This window comes from Microvirga makkahensis, from assembly GCF_009830105.1.
Lineage (GTDB): Bacteria > Pseudomonadota > Alphaproteobacteria > Rhizobiales > Beijerinckiaceae > Microvirga > Microvirga makkahensis.
This window is the reverse complement of sequence record NZ_WURB01000012.1, coordinates 52,811-72,445: the sequence shown is the minus strand read 5'-3', so window position 1 is coordinate 72,445 and position 19,635 is coordinate 52,811. Positions and strand designations below refer to the sequence as shown.

At 64.6% G+C, this 19,635-nt stretch carries 17 protein-coding genes and 1 pseudogene; 11 read left to right on the top strand and 7 right to left on the bottom strand.

What is annotated here, in order from left to right; genetic code table 11:
• On the bottom strand, positions 1-2,019 hold the full coding sequence (locus tag GR328_RS16535) for an AI-2E family transporter (RefSeq protein WP_160885635.1): 2,019 nt from the start codon (positions 2,017-2,019) through the stop codon (positions 1-3).
• Positions 2,020-2,201: 182 nt separating this feature from the next.
• On the opposite strand from GR328_RS16535, the gene GR328_RS16530 reads away from it, so the two are divergent.
• The gene (locus tag GR328_RS16530; protein WP_246215928.1) at positions 2,202-2,981 is read left to right on the top strand and encodes a dienelactone hydrolase family protein; all 780 of its coding nucleotides are present in this window, start codon (positions 2,202-2,204) and stop codon (positions 2,979-2,981) included.
• 152 nt (positions 2,982-3,133) lie between these two features.
• Positions 3,134-5,194: a M3 family metallopeptidase gene (locus tag GR328_RS16525; protein WP_160885633.1), complete on the top strand. Its 2,061-nt coding sequence runs from the start codon at positions 3,134-3,136 to the stop codon at positions 5,192-5,194.
• Between the two features lie 308 nt (positions 5,195-5,502).
• Here the strand turns inward: GR328_RS16525 and GR328_RS16520 are convergent, their stop codons facing one another.
• From GR328_RS16520 to GR328_RS16510, 3 genes are all read right to left on the bottom strand, one after another.
• On the bottom strand, positions 5,503-6,516 hold the full coding sequence (locus GR328_RS16520) for an aldose epimerase family protein (RefSeq protein WP_160885631.1): 1,014 nt from the start codon (positions 6,514-6,516) through the stop codon (positions 5,503-5,505).
• A gap of 3 nt (positions 6,517-6,519) precedes the next feature.
• Positions 6,520-7,401: an SMP-30/gluconolactonase/LRE family protein gene (locus GR328_RS16515; protein WP_160885629.1), complete on the bottom strand. Its 882-nt coding sequence runs from the start codon at positions 7,399-7,401 to the stop codon at positions 6,520-6,522.
• Between the two features lie 76 nt (positions 7,402-7,477).
• A complete protein-coding gene (locus GR328_RS16510; protein ID WP_160885627.1) occupies positions 7,478-8,671 on the bottom strand; it encodes an amidase in 1,194 nt (397 codons plus the stop codon).
• A 153-nt stretch (positions 8,672-8,824) separates the two neighbouring features.
• Between GR328_RS16510 and GR328_RS16505 the strand changes: the two genes are divergently transcribed.
• From GR328_RS16505 to GR328_RS16490, 4 genes are read left to right on the top strand one after another with little or no spacing between them, the layout of a single operon-like run.
• Positions 8,825-10,030 carry an ABC transporter substrate-binding protein gene (locus GR328_RS16505; protein ID WP_160885625.1) on the top strand — a complete coding sequence of 402 codons (1,206 nt, stop codon included), beginning with the start codon at positions 8,825-8,827 and terminating at the stop codon, positions 10,028-10,030.
• 47 nt (positions 10,031-10,077) lie between these two features.
• Entirely contained in the window at positions 10,078-11,925 is a 1,848-nt protein-coding gene (locus tag GR328_RS16500; protein WP_160885623.1) for an ABC transporter permease, read from the top strand.
• Complete coding sequence (locus GR328_RS16495) at positions 11,922-12,698, top strand: ABC transporter ATP-binding protein (protein WP_160885621.1); 777 nt, start codon at positions 11,922-11,924, stop codon at positions 12,696-12,698. The genes GR328_RS16500 and GR328_RS16495 overlap by 4 nt, the downstream gene beginning before the upstream one ends.
• The gene (locus tag GR328_RS16490; RefSeq protein ID WP_160885620.1) at positions 12,695-13,408 is read left to right on the top strand and encodes an ABC transporter ATP-binding protein; all 714 of its coding nucleotides are present in this window, start codon (positions 12,695-12,697) and stop codon (positions 13,406-13,408) included. The genes GR328_RS16495 and GR328_RS16490 overlap by 4 nt, the downstream gene beginning before the upstream one ends.
• On the opposite strand, the pseudogene GR328_RS16485 reads toward GR328_RS16490, so the two are convergent.
• Positions 13,405-13,593, bottom strand: a pseudogene (locus tag GR328_RS16485) (MHYT domain-containing protein); the annotation flags it as partial. The gene GR328_RS16490 and the pseudogene GR328_RS16485 sit on opposite strands and share 4 nt — an antisense overlap.
• Before the next feature lie 183 nt (positions 13,594-13,776).
• Here GR328_RS16485 and GR328_RS16480 point away from each other — a divergent pair.
• The 4 genes from GR328_RS16480 (at position 13,777) to GR328_RS16465 (ending at position 16,957) form a co-directional block, all read left to right on the top strand.
• Positions 13,777-14,091: a 2Fe-2S iron-sulfur cluster-binding protein gene (locus GR328_RS16480; protein WP_160885618.1), complete on the top strand. Its 315-nt coding sequence runs from the start codon at positions 13,777-13,779 to the stop codon at positions 14,089-14,091.
• Positions 14,092-14,166: 75 nt separating this feature from the next.
• A complete protein-coding gene (locus GR328_RS16475; RefSeq protein WP_160885617.1) occupies positions 14,167-15,210 on the top strand; it encodes an NAD(P)/FAD-dependent oxidoreductase in 1,044 nt (347 codons plus the stop codon).
• 68 nt (positions 15,211-15,278) lie between these two features.
• Positions 15,279-16,517: an allantoate amidohydrolase gene (locus GR328_RS16470; RefSeq protein WP_160885616.1), complete on the top strand. Its 1,239-nt coding sequence runs from the start codon at positions 15,279-15,281 to the stop codon at positions 16,515-16,517.
• A complete protein-coding gene (locus GR328_RS16465; RefSeq protein ID WP_246215927.1) occupies positions 16,514-16,957 on the top strand; it encodes a GNAT family N-acetyltransferase in 444 nt (147 codons plus the stop codon). The genes GR328_RS16470 and GR328_RS16465 overlap by 4 nt, the downstream gene beginning before the upstream one ends.
• Here the strand turns inward: GR328_RS16465 and GR328_RS16460 are convergent.
• Entirely contained in the window at positions 16,935-17,480 is a 546-nt protein-coding gene (locus GR328_RS16460; protein ID WP_160885615.1) for a GNAT family N-acetyltransferase, read from the bottom strand. The genes GR328_RS16465 and GR328_RS16460 overlap by 23 nt on opposite strands.
• A gap of 78 nt (positions 17,481-17,558) precedes the next feature.
• On the opposite strand from GR328_RS16460, the gene GR328_RS16455 reads away from it, so the two are divergent.
• Entirely contained in the window at positions 17,559-17,864 is a 306-nt protein-coding gene (locus tag GR328_RS16455) for a hypothetical protein (RefSeq protein ID WP_160885614.1), read from the top strand.
• Between the two features lie 49 nt (positions 17,865-17,913).
• Here the strand turns inward: GR328_RS16455 and GR328_RS16450 are convergent, their stop codons facing one another.
• Positions 17,914-19,545, bottom strand: a complete 1,632-nt coding sequence (locus GR328_RS16450; RefSeq protein ID WP_160885613.1) for an HAL/PAL/TAL family ammonia-lyase — start codon at positions 19,543-19,545, stop codon at positions 17,914-17,916.
• Positions 19,546-19,635 lie beyond the last annotated feature (90 nt).

Genomic DNA, 19,635 nt, shown 5'->3' with positions numbered 1-19,635 from the left:
TCATGCGGGCAGCGGCAGGCGCTTGGCCGCCGCTGCCTCATTCGCAGCCTGACCGGTCGTCACGGTTTGCGGCAGCCCCTCTTCGCCGGTTGCGACCTTCAGGCACTGCACCACCGCATCGCGCATGGACGAGACATAGTAGTCCGCTCCGAGGGTCGAGCGCATCGTCTCGCTCTTCAAGACCGCATCCTCCGCGGGCCAGAGGCCTACGAGAATGGGCGCCTTGGGCACTTTCTTGCGCAGCCGCCGCAGCAGATAGCGCAGATGCGCCGGAGTGCCGCTGATCTCCAGATAGCTGATGCAGACCATCTGCACGCCTGACGCGTCAAGGTTGTAGATCGCTGAACGTGACGCCGCCTCGTGAGGCACGAGGCGACTTCCGAGCCCATGCTTCTTCAGGAGCTGCGCCAGCATCTCGGAGGCGGCCTCGTCGAGCGGCCCGCGACCGGCGATGCACATGACGGCTCCCTCCGCTTTCCACGCCTCGGAAATCTTGTCCTCGTGCGGCATCTCGCCGACGACCGCAGGCTCCTTGATCTCAGGCTTCTGGCTCTGGGGCGATGCCACCGGCTCATCCTCGGTCTCTTGCGGCGGCGGCTCGATGTCGTCATGAGAACCCAGATCCTGGACGAGGGCCCTGATCACGTCCCTGACCTGATCGAGCTGACGATGGGTGAGCACGCCGCGCGTCGCGTCATTGGCCGCAAGCTGGAGCCCTTTGAGCGCCACTTCGTCGTAATAGGATGTGAGCGAGCGTTCCTTCAGAAGAACCTCCGCCGAGTCCAGGGCCTCGTCCGGATCGCCGGCGAGCATGCGCTGATAGAGATTCTCCGCCGGCGTCAGAGCGGGCCTGTCGCCCAGCAGGACGTCGAGGAATTCGAGCCTCTCCACATGGCGTCCCAGCACCACGAGGCAGAGGGTCAGGGGCGTTGCGATGAGCAGACCCACAGGCCCCCAGATCCAGGTCCAGAAGATCGCCGAGATGACGACCGCGAAGGGCGACAGGCCCGTGCTCTGCCCGTAGACGACCGGTTCGACCACATGCCCCATCAGAGGCTCGCCGATCGCGAAGAGAGCCAAGGTCATCAGCGCCATGGACCAGCCCGGATCGACGGCGGCGGCGAGGAGGATCGGAGGAGCGGCGGCGACGAAGGAGCCGATATAGGGAACGAAGCGCATCAACGCCGCAAAGACGCCCCACAGGGCCGGGCTCGGTACGCCGATCAGCCACAGGCCTATACCGGCCAGGAGACCGAAGCTCGCATTGAGTGCCAGCTGCGTGAGAAAGTAGCGGCTCAACCGCCGTGCGGCGTCGTCCATGGCTGCTGTGGTGCGGTGGAGATCGCTCGAACCGAACAGGCGGATCATGCGGTCGCGCAGGTCCTCCCGCTGCATGAGAATGAAAACAAGGACCACGAACACGATGCCCGTGGTCGCGAGGGGCTCGAGCAGGGGGATCAGGACGTTGCGTGCGACCTGTGCCGGCGTCGGCTCCGGCTCATGCACCTCCACGGGCAAGGGCTTCGGCTCCTCCGGTGGTGCATCGGCCGTGCTGGTGGGAGATGGAGATGCCGCTACCGGCGATTGCTCGCCGACCGCCTCGTCGAAGCGGCGGCCGAAGTCGCGGAGCATGTTCGGCAGCTTGCCCAGCGCTCCTTCCCGAAGAGCGCCGACCTTTCGCTCGATGGTGGTCTGATACCGCGGAATATCCGAAGCCAGGCCCGCGAGCTGGAATCCGATGAGGCCGCCGAGGGACACGATGATCCCGAGGGTCACCAGAACCGCGATGATGACGGAAGGCACCCGTCCCAGATGCCACTTGCGCATCAGGTCGACGAAGGGAGCGAGCACGAAGGCGAGCAGAATGGCCAGCACGACAGGCAGGAACACCTCGCGCCCGACATAAAGCGCCGCCAGCACGACAACGCCCACTGCCAATGTCAGCAGTCCGGACAGGCCTGGAACCCGGGGAGGCTGGATCTCAGTCTCTGTAGGCGGTGGCAAGGGTGCAGGAGGCATCGCTGTTCTGTCTCTGGTGGCAGCGAGAATTTCCCGCCGGTCAGCAAACAACGTATGGACCCTGCAAATCGATCCTTGGCCGTTATTCCAGGTGCCGGATGGGACCTTTTGCCATCTGGGGACCAATGCCGCCCACCCCCATCTCCATGCGGTCCAGATCTCTTCCCTGGAATGATCTCTCCATGTCGCTCACGAGACGCAGCCTTGTGGTCGGTGCGGCCTTCGCCGCCCCTTCCTTCATCCATGCCCAACAGGATCAAGCCCGAACGATGCCGGTAACGGAAAAGCGCAACACGTTCACGAGCGGCGACAGGACCATCGCCGTCGAAACCTTCCAGCCCCCCGGTTCGGCCATGCATCCTGCCGTGCTCATGCTGCATGGTGCCGATGGATTGAGCTTCAATACGCGATACCGCGATGGCGCCCGCGGCATGGCCGCTGCCGGCTATCAGGTACACCTTGTCCATTACCTGGACCGAACGGGCGAGAGGCGAGCGTCCTTCGCCACTCTTTTCCAGAATTTCATGCCTTGGATGAATACCGTGCAGGATGCATTGACCTTCGCGGCCGACCATCCCGGGGCGGACGCCGACCGTATCGGCATCGTCGGCATTTCCCTGGGCGCAGCCTTAGGGCTTGCCGTCTCCTCCATGGACCGGCGCGTGAAAACCCTGGTGAGCTACTTCGGGCCTCTGCCTCAGGGAGCCATCGCCACGACCTCTCACCTTCCGCCCACGCTCGTGCTGCATGGCTCCGCCGATCCGGTCGTGCCGGTCGCGAATGCCTATGCGGTGGAGGCCCTCCTGCGCCGACAGAACGTGCCGCATGAGGTGAAGGTCTATCCTGGTCAGGGGCACGGCCTCCGCGGCGCTGCGGAACAGGACGCCACGCAGCGGGCGCTCGCCTTCCTGCGCCGCTATTTGGCCGGCACGGACACCACGCCTCTTCCGATGGGCGGCTGAGGCGGATAATGCATCGGACGTGACTTCGAACTCACGTCCGATGCTTCAGGATTTTGATTTCTGAGCATCCTTGGGCGCAAAACCGTTTCCCGCTTTTGCGCTCGATGTTCTAAGACTCGAAACAGCGAACGATCAGGCGGAGCACTTCAACGATGGCGTCCAGCGCAAATCTCTCAGGCAATCCTCTCCTTTCCACCTGGAACACCCCTTTCGGCATCCCCCCCTTCGAGAGCATCGCGCCCGAACATTTCAAGCCCGCCTTCGACAGGGCTCTTGCAGACCAGCAGGACGAGATCGCGGCAATCTCCGGAAGCGGGACGGCCGCCACCTTCGCCAACACGATTGAGGCTTTGGAGCGCAGCGGTGCCGCGCTCAAGCGAGTGGGGGGCGTGTTCTTCAACCTCGCAGGCTCGCATACCAACGAGGCCATTCAGGCCGTCGAGCGCGAGATGGCGCCGATCCTCGCCAAGCATCGCAACAGCATCTTCATGAACGAGGCGCTGTACCGGCGGGTCGCCGATCTCTACGACAACCGCGAGAGCCTCGGCCTCGATGCGGAGCAGGCGCGCGTCCTCGAACGCTACCACACCATCTTCGTGCGCGCGGGCGCGAAACTCGCGCCGGACGAGAAGAGGCGCCTCGCCGCGATCACGGAGCGTCTCGCAAGCCTCGGCACTCAGTTCTCCCAGAATGTGCTGGCCGACGAGAAGTCCTATCAGCTCGTGCTCGAGACCGAGGAGGATCTTGCAGGACTTCCCTCGTTCTTGCGAGAGGCCGCCGCACAGGCGGCGGAAGAACGCGGCCTGACCGGCAAATACGTCATCACCCTGTCGCGCTCCAGCATCGAGCCCTTCCTGCAGTTCTCTAAGCGGCGCGATCTGCGCGAGCAGGCCTTCCGGGCCTGGGCTTCGCGGGGCGACAACAACGGCGCGACCGACAACAAGGCGATCATCGCCGAGATGGCCGCGCTTCGCGTCGAGCGCGCGAAGCTGCTGGGCTATGAAACCTTTGCCGATTTCAAGCTCTCCGACACCATGGCCAAGACGCCGGAAGCGGTGCTCAAGCTCCTGAACGACGTGTGGGCGCCGGCCCGTGCCCGTGCCCTGGCCGAGCGCGACGACCTGCAGGCTCTCGCTCAGTCTCAGGGGGACAATGTCGTCATCGAGCCGTGGGACTGGCGCTTCTATGCGGATCAGGTGCGCATGGCCCGGCACAATCTCGACGAGGCAACCATCAAGCCCTATTTCCAGCTCGACCGCATCATTGAGGCGGCCTTCGAGACCGCGCATCGGCTCTTCGGGTTGAACTTCCAGGAGCTGCAGGATTTCCCGAAGTACCATCCCGACATCCGCGCCTGGCAGGTGCTCGATTCCCAGGGGGCTGATGTCGGCATCTTCATCGGCGATTACTTCGCGCGCCCGTCCAAGCGCAGTGGGGCTTGGATGAGCGCCTTCCGCTCGCAGGAAAGGCTCACGGGCGACGTGCGGCCCATCATCGTCAACGTGATGAACTTCGCCAAAGGCGGCGCAGGCGAGCCCTCGCTTCTGAGCTTCGATGATGCGCGCACGCTGTTTCACGAATTCGGCCATGGCCTGCACGGCCTCCTCTCCAGCGTCACCTATCCGTTGCTGGCAGGAACGGCGGTCCCGACCGATTTCGTGGAGTTGCCCTCACAGCTCTACGAGCACTGGCTGTCGCAACCGGACATCCTCCGCCGTTACGCCACGCATTCCCGGACCGGAGAGCCGATTCCGGAAGAGTTGCTCGAGCGCCTCATGGCCGCGCGCAACTTCAACCAGGGCTTCGCAACGGTGGAATATCTGGCTTCCGCCTTCGTCGATCTGGAGCTCCACCGCCGCGACGACGCAAAGGATCTCGATGTCTCCGCCTTCGAGAAGGAAACGCTGGAGAAGATCGGCATGCCGCGTGAAATCATCATGCGCCACCGCACGCCCCACTTCACTCATGTCTTCGCAGGGGACGGCTATTCCTCGGGCTATTACAGCTATATGTGGTCGGAGGTTCTGGACGCCGATGCCTTCACGGCCTTCGAGGAGACGGGCGACGCCTTCGACAAGGAGATGGCGGAGAAGCTCAAGCGCTTCATCTATTCCGCCGGAAATCTTCGTGATCCGGCTGAAGCCTACACGGCATTTCGGGGCCGCCTTCCGACGGCAGACGCGCTTCTGGCCAAGCGCGGATTAGCGGCTTGAGCGGAACGGCAGGCGTGAAGAGCGCCTGCTAGACCAAATGGGTAAGAAACGGCTTGGTGCGCCTCACGCCGCGAAAGTACATCCGCACATTGTGCGGCAGATTCTTAGGCGGAGGTACCTCATTCGGTTGAAGCGCGGTGGCACCAGGACGTGGACGCAGAACGCTCGTCAGGAAAGCCATTCCTTTAGGATCGGTCTCCAGGGCTTTCGCATCGAGCACAGGCATCGGGAGCATTCCCTTCTTGGTTGGTGTTTTTCCGGAACGCAACGCTGCAGGAAAAACGGCCAACTTATGGCAAAGTTCCCGTTCAAACCGAGAACCTCAACTCGCTGACCTGCCTTGAAACCTGCCCCGGATCGAGAATTGACGACGGAAAATGGGCATTATTGGGGCTGTCCGGAAAACGCTGAGGCTCCAGACAAAGTCCCGCGTGTGGTCTGTACTGAGCGCCGTGGAGCCCTGACACGGGAATTCTGATGAGGTGGCCCGCGTAGAATTGAAGCCCCGGCTCGGTCGTCCAGAGCTCCATCGTGAGGCCGTTCTTGATGGATGCGAGCGTCGCGGCCTGACGAAGTACCCCGTAAGGGCCACGCAGGACGAAATTCGTATCGTAGATCGTGCGATCCTGCATGAACTCCGCCGCGCCGATGGGGCGAGGCGTGGTGAATTCGTACGGCGTGCCCGCCACGCGCCTGATCTCGCCCGTGGGAATAAGATCCGGGCGTGTCGGCGTCATGTAATCGGCCGCGATCATCAGATAATGGGAAAGGATGTCGGTACTGCCGTCGAGATTGAAATAGCCATGCGTGGTGAGGTTGACCGGGGTGGGCCGGTCGGTCACGGCGGTCAGCTCGATCCGCAGGGTCGCCGAAGGAAGCAGCGTATAGGTGCAGGTGGCGACGAGGCGTCCCGGGTAGCCCATATCCCCGTCTTCCGAAACCAGACCGAGGGTCACCCCCGTCTCGCTGTGCTCGACGATGCTCCAGAGCCGCGTGCCGAAGCCCATCGAGCCGCCATGGAGCTGATTGGGTCCCTCATTGGCATCGAGCCTGTGGGTTTCGCCGTTCAGGGTGAACCGCGCTCCGCCGATGCGGTTGGCATGCCGCCCCACGATGGCGCCGAAATAGGGCGAGTGGGCAACGTAATCCTCGATCGAGTTGAGCCCTAAAAGGACTCCCTGCGGCCCGTGCGCGGTGGGAACGACGAGATCGCGGATCACCGCGCCCCAGCTGAGCACGCGCATCCCGGTGCCGTCCGGCCCGGCGAGCGTAACCTGCAGGACGTCCTCTCCGTCGACCGAGCCGAAGCGTTCGATCCCCATGTCTCACCCCTCGAAGATGTTGGCCTTCAGGCCCCGGATTCCGCCGGTCTCGACCTTGAAGAGATGGCCCGCCATCGGGTCCACATGAGGATCGTGCCCAACGGCGGCGGTGGTGATGTAGAGCGTGGTCAGGTCGGGCCCGCCGAACGCGCATTTCGTGACTTGGGCGGTCGGCACCGGCACGGTGCGCTCCACCGAGCCGTCCGGTGCGAAGCGCGTGATGCACGAGCCGCCCCAATGGCAGACCCACACGTGCCCCTCCGCATCCACAGCCATGCCGTCGGGATGTCCCCAGCCTTCCTCGAAACGGGCGAACCTGCGCGGCTCGCCGATCCCGCCCTTGTTCGCGTCGAAGGCATAGATCATGCCGTTGACCGTGTCCGTGCCATAGAGCGTCTGCCCGTCATGGCTGAAGGCGGGTCCGTTGGTCACGATGAAGCCGGAATGGAATTCGGTCAGTTCCTTGCCGTCCCAGCGCCAGAAGGAGCCGCTCTCTTCCGTTTCGTCATCATGCATGGTGCCGAAATAGATCGCTCCGTCCGGCCCGACATGACCGTCGTTGATGCGGTTGCCGGGTTTGTCCTTCTCCGGCGCCACGATGGGCTCGGCCTCCCCCGTCTTCAGATTGAAGCGCCCGAGGCCCGATTTGAAACCCGCGACCACCACATCGGGGTCGGGCGTAAGCGCGATGAAGCCGATACGCTCCGGTGCTTCGACCCGGGAGTGCTTGCTCGTACCCGGATGATAGCGCCAGACGGCCGGATTCTTGATGTCGACCCAGAACAGGGTATTCGAGCGATCGTCCCACACGGGTCCCTCGCCGAGGAGGCAGGCGCTTGCCACCGCCACGTGCGGCATCTGAGAGTGGACGATGGGATTGGTCATGATGTTCCCTTCCTGGCTCAGGCGTCCGCCGCCACCTGCGCCTGCCGGTAACGAGCATGGGGCGGGGGCGGTTCATTCAGGCCGATGCCCCGTCCGCGATCCGGCGCGCCAAAGCGACGAGGCTCAGGTCGGAACCGGGCGGCCCCATCAGGGACAGCCCAAGCGGCGCGCCCTGTCGGGACGCGAGCGGGATCGACACCTGCGGCAGGCCGGAGAGCACCGAAAGGCAGAGCAGGTTCAGGGACTTGTTGCGGTAATCGTTGAGCCCGTCTTCGCTCTCGGAGAGGAGCGGCGCCACGTCCGGCATGGTCGGAAGGATGAGCACCGTGTCCCGCGCCAGCAGGGCGTTGAACCGGGCCCGGAATGCATTGCGAATCACCTGAGCCTCGGTCACCTGTGCATCGGTGACGGCCTTTGAGAACTCGAACCGGTCGGCGACGCCGGGTCCCAGGGGCGGACGGTAGCGCTCGATCATGGGTCCATCGACCTCCCAGGCCTCCCGGCCCTGGATGTAGCGCATAGCCCAGTAGAGGGAGGTGAAGCCCTCCGTGGCCACGGTCACGCTCTCAGGCGCCCCGAGCGCCGCCTCGACCTGATGGACCGCCAGAGTCAGCGCTTCCCTGACGTCCTGGCCGAGAAGCCCGAACGCATCCTTGGCCAGGAGAACGTTGGGGCTGGAGGACAGCGGATTGGTGTCATTCCCCAGCAGAACCTCGCCCACCCGGGCGAAGGTGACGGGGTCACGGGTGAAGTATCCGCAGGTATCGAAGGAGGGGGCGAGAGCGTGGCAGAGCTCCAAGCTCACCCGCCCATGGGTGGGACGGATGCCGAAGAGCCCGCAATGGCCGGCCGGGGCGCGGACGGAGCCGCCGGTATCCGTCCCGAGCGCGAAATCGCACAGACCATGGGAGACGGCGGCCGCCGACCCCGAAGACGAGCCGCCGGGGATGCGATCGGGAGCGCCGCCGTTCACCGGGGTGCCGAAATGAGCGTTCTTGCCGGTCATGGAGAAGGCGAGTTCGTCCGTGATCGCTTTCCCTAAGAACCGCGCCCCGGCATCGAGGAGCCTCTGAACGGTCGGCGCCGTGCGGGTCTTGACGCCGGACATCGCAAGCATGTGAGGCGACCCGCAGCCGGTGGGATAGCCCGCCACGTCGAACAGGTCCTTGGCGGCGAAGGTCAGTCCCGAAAGCGGACCGCGCTCCGCATGAGGCACGGCAACGGCCGGATAGGGCATGAAGGCGCGGGCAGGGTCGGCATCGAGAAGCATGGGATCACGGCAAGCGAGGAACGGGACAGCGAATGTGTCATTCCCCTGATGGAACATGCAAGGTATGAATCCGCAAACCTTGGCAGTTCCGCCTTTCTTCGAGTAGCGATAGGCCCTACATCCACGCCGATCCTCGATACAGGAAACCGCATCATGACGAAGGCATCGATGACCCGCTGGCTGGCTCTTGGACTGGCGCTCGCGCTCTCAGGTCCGGCCGCTCAGGCCCAGCAGGCTCCCATCAAGCTGGGCGAGCTCAACTCCTATGCCCGATGGGCGGCCTTCACGGTGCCTTACCGCAACGGCTGGCAGATGGCCCTGGACGAGATCAATGCCAAAGGCGGCGTCCTCGGCCGCAAGCTCGAGATCGTCTCCCGGGATGACGGTGCCACCACGGGGGATGCGACCCGGGTGGCGGACGAGCTGGTGACCCGCGAGGGCGTGTCCCTGCTGTTCGGATCGTTCCAGTCCAATGTCGGCATCGCCATGGCGGATTACGCCAACCAGAAGAAGATCCTCTACATCGCCGCCGAGCCGCTGACCGATGCCATCACCATGGCCCAGGGCAACCGCTACACCTTCCGCATCCGCCCCAGCAACTTCATGCAGGTCGGCATGCTGGTGGATCAGGCAAAAGCCTCCGGCGCCAAGCGCTGGGCCATCGTCGCCCCGAATTACGAATATGGCCAGTCGGCGGCGGAGGTGTTCAAGCGCCTCATCATGGAGCGCGTGCCCGGCGCCGAGATCGTCGCCGAGCAATATCCGGCACTCGGCAAGATCGAGGCGGGCGCCACCGTCTCGGCCCTGGAGCAGGCCAAGCCCGACGGCATCTTCAACGTCCTCTTCGGCCCCGACCTCACGCAGTTCGTGCGCGAGGGCAATACGCGCGGCCTTTTCGAGGACACAACGATTCTTTCGCTTCTCACCGGCGAGCCTGAATGGCTGCTGCCCCTGAAGGACGAAGTGCCGGAAGGCTGGACCGTAACGGGATATCCGTGGGACGAGATCACCGATCCCAAGCACAAGGCCTTCGTTGATGCCTACCGCGCGAAGTTCAACGAAACGCCGCGTCTCGGCTCGCTCCTGGGCTACATGGTGGTCTACATGATCCGCGACACCATCGAGCGCGCAGGGTCCGTGGAGACGGAGGCGATGATCAAGGCGCTGGAGGACGCGAAATTCGATACCGTCATCGGTCCCGTCACCATGCGCGGCATCGACAACCAGGCCACGATGGGCGCCTGGGTCGGCAAGCTCGTGCTCAAGGGCGCCACCGGCGGCATGACCGACTGGACCTACATGGACGGCGCACCTTTCATGCCGAGCGAAGCCGAAGTGAAAGCGGCGCGGAAGGATTGATGGATTGACGGCAGAGCGCGCGATCAGCGTCCGTTGAGAGACAGGACATGGACCTTTCCTTTCTTGCCATTCAGGCTCTCAACGGGCTCTCCAGCGCCTCTTCGCTCTTCATCACCGCCTGCGGCCTCACCCTCGTTTTCGGCGTCACGAGGATCGTGAACTTCGCGCACGGTTCGCTCTACATGATCGGCGCCTACACGGCCGCGACGCTGGTGCCGCGACTGCTCGAATTCTCCTTCGGACCGGTCACGTTCTGGGCCGGCATTCTGGCCTCCGCCATCGTGGTCGGCCTGATCGGGGTTCTGATTGAAGTGCTGCTCCTGCGCCGGATCTACGGCGCGCCGGAGCTCTTCCAGCTGCTCGCCACCTTCGGCGTCGTCCTCGTGGTGCAGGACGTCACCATCCTGATCTTCGGCCCGGAGGACATTCTCGGCCCCCGCGCCCCAGGCTTGCGTGCGCCCGTCGAAATTCTCGGGCGACGCTTCCCTTCTTACGAACTCGTGCTCATCGCGGCCGGGCCAGTGGTCCTCGGACTCGTGTGGCTTCTGCTGCGCAGGACACGCTTCGGCGTCCTGGTGCGCGCGGCCACGCAGGACCGTGAGATGATCGCGGCTCTCGGGGTGAACCAAGCGCTCCTCTTCACCGGCACGCTCTTTCTCGGCGCGTTCCTCGCGGGTCTCGGCGGCGCATTGCAGATCCCCCGCGTATCCGCTCATGCGGGCATGGATCTCTCGATCATCGCGGAGGCTTTCGTCGTTACCGTTGTGGGGGGCATGGGCAGCGTGCCGGGCGCCTTCCTGGCGGCGATCCTCATCGGGCAGCTACAGGCCTTCGGCATCCTGATCTTTCCCAAGAGCACGCTCGTGGTGGTGTTTCTGCTCATGGCCGTCGTTCTCGCCGTCCGTCCCTACGGTTTCTTCGGTCGCCCCGAGGCGATCGGCGGCACGCATGCGGTGGGCGTCGCAAGTCGCGAGCGCTCGCCGTTCGCGACACTGGCGGCCCTCGCCGTCATCGGCGTTCTCGCGGCTCTGCCCCTGATCGGCGATGCATATGTGCTGAAGGTCGCCACCGAGATCCTGATCTTCGCGCTCTTCGCCTTCAGCCTGCAGCTTCTCATCGGGGTCGGCGGCCTCGTGAGCTTCGGTCACGCAGCCTTCTTCGGTTTGGGCGCATACGGTTCGGCGCTCGCCGTGAAGTGGCTCGCCCTCCCGATGGAGACGGCAATTCCGGCAGGCCTGCTGCTTGCGGCTCTCGGCGCAGCCCTGATCGGCGCGTTCGTCGTGCGGCTGTCTGGCATCTATCTGGCCATGATGACGCTCGCCGCCGCACAGATCGTCTTCGCCGTTGCCTTCCAGTGGGTGGATGTCACAGGCGGCGACAATGGCATCGTCGGAGTGTGGCCGTCGGCCTGGGCCAGCGGGCCTATAACCTACTACCTCTTCACACTCGCGATCACGGCGGCTGTGATTCTGCTGCTGATGCGCGTCATCGACGCGCCATTCGGTTATGCGCTGCGTGCCGCACGCGACTCGACGGCGCGGGCCGAGGCGATCGGCCTCCACATTCGCCGCCATCGCTGGCTCGCCTTCACCATCTCCGGCGCGGCTGCAGGTCTCGCCGGCGGGATCTATGCGTTCTCGCGAGGCTCCGTGGACCCGACTCTGCTCGGCATCCCCACTTCCGTCGATGCGCTGACCATGCTGCTGATCGGCGGGATCCAGACCGTTACGGGCCCGCTCGTCGGCGCAGGCGTTCTGCACGTGCTGCGCGATCAGATCATGCCCCTGACCTCCCTTTGGCGCCTTGTTCTGGGCCTGAGCATCATCGCCATCGTGCTCGTCTTCCCGCGCGGGATCGTCGGCACGCTTCGCGCATGGCGGGAGGAGCGGGCATGACGCTTCTCTCCGTTCAGCATTTGGGCAAGTCCTTCGGCGGGGTCGCGGCGGCACGGGACGTGAGCTTCACGCTCCAACGCGGCGAGATGCTGGCCATCATCGGTCCCAACGGTGCCGGCAAGTCCACGGTGTTCAACATGGTCGGCGGGCAATTGCGCCCGGACCGTGGCACGGTTCTGCTCGACGGCCGGAACATCACCGCAGCCTCGCCGCAAATGCGCTTCCGGCTCGGCGTGGGGCGCACCTTCCAGGTGGCGCAGACCTTCCTGTCCATGAGCGTCGCCGAGAACGTGCAGATGGCCCTTGTCAGCCGCCGCCGCGAGAGCGGAGCCCTATGGTCTCCAGCCCGATCCCGCTGCCGCGATGAGGCCGTGACCCTGCTGGAGCGGGTCGGCATGGCGGATGCGGCGGATCACCCCTGCTCCGCCTTGGCCTATGGCGACGTGAAACGCGTGGAACTTGCCATCGCCCTCGCCGGACATCCGAAGCTTCTGCTCATGGATGAGCCGACCGCAGGCATGGCCGCCCGCGAAAGGGCGGATCTCATGGATCTCACCGCCTCGATTGCCGATGCGGAGGGTATCGGGGTCCTCTTCACCGAGCATGACATGGATGTGGTGTTCGGCCATGCGGAGCGGGTCATCGTGCTGGTGCGCGGCCAGACCATCGCAACAGGCTCGCCGGAGGACATTCGCCAGGATCCGGACGTGCGGCGCGCCTATCTCGGCGACGAGCACGCGCTGGAGAAGCCGAAAGGAATGGATTCCGCATGAGCGAGCCGCTGCTGGAAATCTGGAATCTCACCGCGTCCTATGGCCGCGCACAGGTGCTGTTCGGCCTGACCTTCCAGCTTCGCCCGGGCGAGGTGCTGGCCCTCGTCGGCCGCAACGGAGCGGGCAAGACCACCACCTTGAAGGCCATCATGGGTCTCGTGCCCGCAATCGCCCAGAAAGCCAGCTTCAAGGGCCATTCCCTCTCGCACCTCCCGACCTACAGAATCGCGCGCCTCGGCCTGGGCTACGTGCCGGAGAACCGGCGCATCTTCACGGACCTGACCGTCGAGGAGAACCTTGAGACGGGCCGGAAGGCGGCCGGGGCAGGCCGCTCCCCCTGGACGCCGGAGCGGCTGTTCAGGCTTTTCCCCAACCTCGCCGAGCTGCGCGGGCGGCGCGGAAGCCAGATGTCCGGCGGCGAGCAGCAGATGCTCGCCATCGCCCGGACCCTCATGGGCAATCCGGATGCGATCCTCCTGGACGAGCCTTCGGAGGGCATCGCGCCCGTGATCGTGCAGATGATGGCGGAGGCGATCCGGGCCATGAAGGCGGAGGGCGTCGCGGTGCTCCTCTCCGAACAGAACTGGGCCTTCGCCGCCGGCATCAGCGACCGCGCCATGGTGATCGAGCGGGGAGAGATGCGTTTCGAGGGGCCCATGGCCGAACTGATCGCGGATGAGCGCCTCAGGACCGAGACATTGGGCGTCTAGGGCGCACGCCCCGGCGTTTCGGGCGTGACCGGCGTCGCTGAAGGAGAGCTCTCGGTACCTGGAACCGAGCCCGTGGCTCCCGGAGGCTCGTCGCGGTCAACGAACACGACCCACAGGGCGGCGCCCAGAACGACGACAGCCACAGCGACGGCGGCAAGGGCAATCCAGCTCCGATGATTCATAGGGCTTCCCCAGCGTCTTGCGAGGGGTCAACGGATGAAGGAAGCACAATGTTTCACGCCCTGCCGATCCGGCAACAAACGAAGCCCTTAAACCATTGACGCGACGGACCGAAAGGTCGATATCCAGCGCGAAGGCGTGGGCTCCCGCGCCGTTTCCCTGACTTCACACGAAGGAATTCCCGCTTCATGGGCGTCATCCATGTGACCGACCGGGCCGGCCAGCGCCATACCCTCGAGGCCATCGAGGGATGGCGGGTGATGGAGATCATCCGGGATTGGGGCCTGCCCATCGAAGGCCTGTGCGGCGGGGCCTGCGAATGCGCCACCTGTCACGTCTTCGTGGCCGAGGAATGGCTGGGAAAGCTCTATCCGCCCAGCGAGGAGGAAGAGGGCCAGCTCGACACGGTGGTAAGCTGGCCCAGTTCCCGCCTCTCCTGCCAGATCATCTGGACTCCCGAACTCGACGGCCTGGAGGTCACCTTGGCCCCCACTGGAAGCTAAGCCGTCGAGCCTGCCGCATTGCCAAGACCTGGAGACCGTGCTTTTCCAAAGGCCGTCTCTCGAAGGAGCCTGTTCATGACCGACCATATCGAAACCGACGTCGTCATCATCGGTGCCGGGCCTGTGGGCCTGTTCGCCGTGTTCGAACTGGGGCTCCTCGATATCAAATGTCATCTGATCGATATCCTGCCGAAGGTGGGCGGACAATGCGCCGAGCTCTATCCTGAAAAGCCGATCTACGACATTCCCGGGTTTCCCATGGTCACGGGCCAGGGTCTCGTCGACAACCTCCTGGCGCAGATCGAGCCGTTTCACCCCACCTTCCACCTCAACGAGATGGTGGAGAGCCTGGAAGCCATCGGGACGCCCGAAGCCCCGCTGTTTCGCGTGAAGACCTCCGAGAACGACACCACCTTCGTCTGCAAGTCGGTGATCATCGCGGCGGGCGGCGGCTCGTTCCAGCCCAAGAAGCCGCCGATCGAGAACATCGAAGCCTATGAGGGCACCGGCGTCTTCTATGCCGTGCGCAAGATGGAGATGTTCCGGAACAAGAAGGTGCTGATCGTCGGCGGCGGCGATTCGGCCCTCGACTGGACCGTGAACCTGCAGCCCATCGCCAAGCGCCTCACGCTCCTCCACCGCCGCGACGCCTTCCGCGCCGCACCGCACACCGTGGAAAAGATGCGCTCGCTCGTCGCCGCGGGCGACATGGACCTGCATCTCGGACAGGTCAGCTCCCTCGTCGGCGACGCCCCGATCCTGAAGGGCGCCGTGATCCGCAAGGACGACGGTTCCGAATTCACCGTGGATTGCGAAGTGATGCTGCCCTTCTTCGGCCTCACCATGAAGCTCGGCCCGATTGCGGATTGGGGCCTGAACCTCCACGAGAACCTGATCCCCGTCGATACGGAGAAGTTCGAGACCAATGTTCCCGGCATCTTCGCCATCGGCGATATCAACACCTATCCGGGCAAGCTGAAGCTCATCCTCTCCGGCTTCCACGAGGGCGCTCTGGCGGCCCAGAAGGTGCACCGTTACGTATATCCCGAGAAGAAGCTACTCTTCCAATACACGACGTCCTCGACGAGCCTGCAGAAGAAGCTCGGCGTCGCGGCCTGAACCGGGGTTCAAGGCGATCGGCCCGCTCGCCTCTTGCGGAGCGGGCCCGTTCCTGAAACTCTATCTCCATGACACATCAACCGGACTTCACCCTCGGCCGCCGCGTGATGGCGATGATCGAGGATCTTGCCCAGCACACGGACGAGATGGGGCGCCTGACGCGCCTCTATCTCTCGCCGGCCCACCGCGCTGCCGCCGACACGACGCTGAGCCTGATGCGCGAGGCCGGGCTGCGCGCCCATATCGACGCCCTCGGCTCCGTGGTCGGACGCCTGGACAGCGCCGACCCCGAAGCTCCGGCCCTGTTGATCGGCTCTCACATCGACAGCGTGGTGGATGCGGGCCGCTATGACGGCACGCTCGGCGTCGTGCTCGGCATCGTCGTGGCTGAGGCCTTGAAGGCGCAAGGAATCACCCCGTCCTGCCCGATCGAGATCGTGGCCTTCGGGGACGAGGAGAATGTCCGGTTCCCCACCAATCTCTCCACGTCCTACGCCCTAGCAGGCCGCTTCGATCCTGCTTGGCTCGAGGGCAAGGATGCGGAGGGCGTCTCTCTTCGCGATGCGCTGATCGCCTTCGGCGGCGATCCTCTCGGCATCTCGGCCCTCGCCCGCGATCCGGCGCGTTATCGCGGCTATCTCGAAGTGCATATCGAACAGGGCCCGCAGCTCGAGGCGCGCAATCTTCCCGTGGGCATCGTCTCGGCCATCAACGGGATCACGCGCGCCCGGGCCCGTGTGATCGGCGAGGCGGGACATGCGGGTACCGTACCGATGACCATGCGCCGCGATGCGCTCGCCGCGCTCGCCGAGATGATCGGAATCGTGGAGCGCGCAAGCTCGACTCGCACCGACACGGTCGCGACCGTGGGCGTGGCGCAGGTGCAGCCGGGCGCGATCAACGTAATTCCCGCACGTGTCGACTTCACCCTCGATGCCCGCTCGCCGGATGACGCGGTACGTCATGCGATGGTGCAAGACATCGTGACCGAGTGCGAAGCCGCCGCTCGACGGCGCGGCGTGTCCTTCGCCATCGAGCCCTTCATGGAATCGCCCGCGACTCCGATGCATAGGGATCTGATGATGCAACTGGAGATGGCGGTAAAAGGGCTCGGCATCGAACCCCTGCATCTCGCCTCCGGCGCGGGACACGACGCGGTGGCGATGGCCAATCTCTGCCCTGCCGCGATGCTCTTCGTGCGCTGCAAGGGAGGCGTCAGCCACAACCCTGCCGAGTCGATCACGTTGGAGGATGCCGACATTGCGGCCCGCGTTCTGCTTGATGCCGTCAAGAGGATCGCTGCTTGAACTATTCTCTGGAGCTTCTCGCGAAGCCGCATCATGTCGTCCGCCAGATCATTCTCAACGGTCTTTCCGAATTCAACGGCACAACCCTGATGCCTGGTCTTCGGATCCAGGATTTGGCCGTCGTGATCCGTGACGCCGACACCAGGGAGATTCTTGGCGGCCTGTGGGGCCGTACCGGATGGGAATGGCTCAGCATCGAGTATATCTTCGTCCCGGAATCTCTCCGGGGCCAAGGGCTCGCTACGCGTCTGATCGGCATGGCGGAAGAGGAAGCCTTTGGGCGCGGCTGTCATTCCGTGTGGCTCGACACCTTGAATCCGAAGGCTCTCGCACTCTATGAGCGGCTGGGATACGAACGGTTCGGGGAACTGAAGGATTTCCCGAGAGGCGGCAGCCGCTTCTTCCTGCAAAAGAAACTCAAACCCGCCGCGGCGGCGTGAGCCCCTCCCAACCACGCCAATCCTCCGACAGGATCGCCCAGCGCTCGTGGTCGCGCCACTCGCCGCCGATCTTGAGATAGCGCGGTGAGTAACCCTCCTGCCTGAAGCCGAGGCGCTTCACGAGGGCCCGCGACGGCTCGTTCTGGGGCTGGATGTTGGCCTCGATGCGATGGAGCCTCAACTCCGTGAAGGCATGTGTCACCACGAGACCGACGGCTTCGCTCATCAAGCCCCGCCCGTTCATGCCTGAAACCGCATAATAGCCCATATACGCGCTCTGGAAGAAGCCGCGGACGATCTCGCTCAGATTGACGACGCCGACGATTCTGTCGCTCTCGCACTCCCGCGCGATGAAGCCGATGGATCTGTCGCCATCGCAGCGGGAGAGATATCCCTGAAAGCTCACAAGGTCACGACAGGGTGAAACCCACGGCTCGTGCAGCGCAATGCTCGCGAGATTGGCGGCAACCAGCTCGGCGCCGTCCCGAGGTCGAACACGCTCGATGTTGACACGATGAACCATGCATTCACCCCTGTTCTAGGAACCATGACCTACACATTCAAGTTATCGTCGGTCTCCTCGCAAAGAAGGAATAGGATCATGCGAGCCTTCATCATTCCTGCGGTCGCCGTCGTCTTCGGAGCCACTCTTTTCGGTGCCGCTCCCGAGGCGCAGGCACGTTTCAGCCCGCAGAAGATCGAAACGCCATCCCTCGTCGACAACGTCGCCTGCGTGACACGCCGCGTTCGTACCGTGCGCCCCAACGGCCGTGTGGTCTATCGGACTGTGCGCCGGTGTGGCGTGCCGGCCTGGGAGCGCAGGAGAGAGCGCTGCCGCACGATCCGCGAGCGTATCTACCGCCCGGACGGCTCCGTCGTTGTCCGCAAGGTTCGCCGCTGCCGCTAAGCGGAAAACGTCACGTGTCTCGAGGGCTCGGATCATGCCGAGCCCTTTCTCATTCCAGCGTCCCGACGGCGCCCTCGACCGCCTCCACGACGGCGCCGGAACGAACGAGGTCGAGCGCCTGGCGCATCTCGGTCGCGTACCAGCGGTCGCCATCGAGCGCCGGAGGGATGACCGCGCGGATCGCCTCCATGGCGGCATGCGAGCCTTTGCCGAGCGGATAATCCTTGGCGAGCGGCTCCACGAGAGTGAGGGCCTGAGCCGCCATCAGCAATTCACCCGCCACGATCTGCTCCACGTTCTCAACGACGATGCGCGCCTTGCGCCCGCACCAGGTGGAGTTCGAGATGTGATCCTCCGCATTGGACTTGCCCGGGATGGAATCCACCGAGCCCGGCGTCGCAAGCCCGCGGTTCTCCATGACCAGCGCGGACATGGAGCACTGCACGGTAGCGAACCCCGTATTGAGCCCGCGCTTGCCGGCGAGGAGATTACGCGGCAGGCCGTAGGACATGGTGGGATCGATGAGGCGCGCGAGGCGTCGCTCGGAGATCGCGCCGAGATCGGCCATGGCGATGCTCAAGAAATCCATGGCCTGCGCCATGTACTGCCCATGGAAGTGACCACCTGAAATCGATACGTAGCCACCTTGCCCGTCGTCGACGATCAGCGGGTTGTCGGTGGCGGAGTTCATCTCCGTGCCGACGATGCGCTCCACATACTCGAGCGCCTCGAGAGCGGGTCCGTGAACCTGCGGCGTGCAGCGTAGCGAATAGACATCCTGCACGCGGGGGCTTGCTGGCGTGCCGGGCGGGCGCGGCTCGTCGGGGAAGACGATGTCGCGCGCTCCCTGCGAGCAGCGCTTCGAACCTTCGAGAATGCGCAGGAGGTTGCGCGCCACGCGCGCCTGTCCCGGATGCGGGCGCGCCGCGTGCACGCGCGGATCGAATGCCGCCAGCTCGCCACGCATGGCTTCGAGCGACAGGCACATGGCGATATCCGCGTGCTTCAGGATGCGACGGGCATCGCTCGTGGCGAGGGACGCGAGCGCGAGCGACGTGGTCGAACCGTTGATCAGCGCGGAGGCGTCCTTCGCGCCGAGCTCGAAATCAGGGTCGAAGCCTGCCATGCCGATCGCCTCGCGAGCCGGCATCACACGCCCCTGATAGATCATGTCCGCTTCCTCGAACCCGCAGACAGCCCCGGCCATGTGGGCCAGGGGCGCGAGATCTCCCGAGGCGCCGACCGAACCCTTCTGCGGGATGACCGGATGCAACCCCGCGTTCAGGAAGGCCAGAAGGCGCTCGACGAGTTCCACGCGCGGGCCGGAATAGTTCGAGGCGAACGCATTAGCGCGCAACAGCATCATGGCGCGCGTCACATCCTCGGCGAAGGGCTCGCCGACGCCGGTGGCATGGGCGTAGACGGTTTTCTTTTGGTAGGCCGCCATGTCGGCGATCAGGACACGCTGGTCCTTGAACAGCCCAACGCCAGTGTTGAAGGCATACATGAGCGGCGCATCGTCATGCATCCAGTTGCGGTCGATATAGGCTCGCGTCGCCGCGATCCGTTCGCGCGCCCCGGGCGCCAGCTCGGCCTGCGCGAAGCGCCCCTGGGCATCCGGGCGAGCCACACGCACCACATCCTGAATCCGAAGCGTTGCTCCGTCGAGCTTGACCGTCATCGCTATCCCTCACCTTTTCTTAAGGAGTAGCGGGGCGGCCTCGAACGCGCAACAGCCGTTCCGAGGCTTGCCCGGAACGGCTGTTGCGGC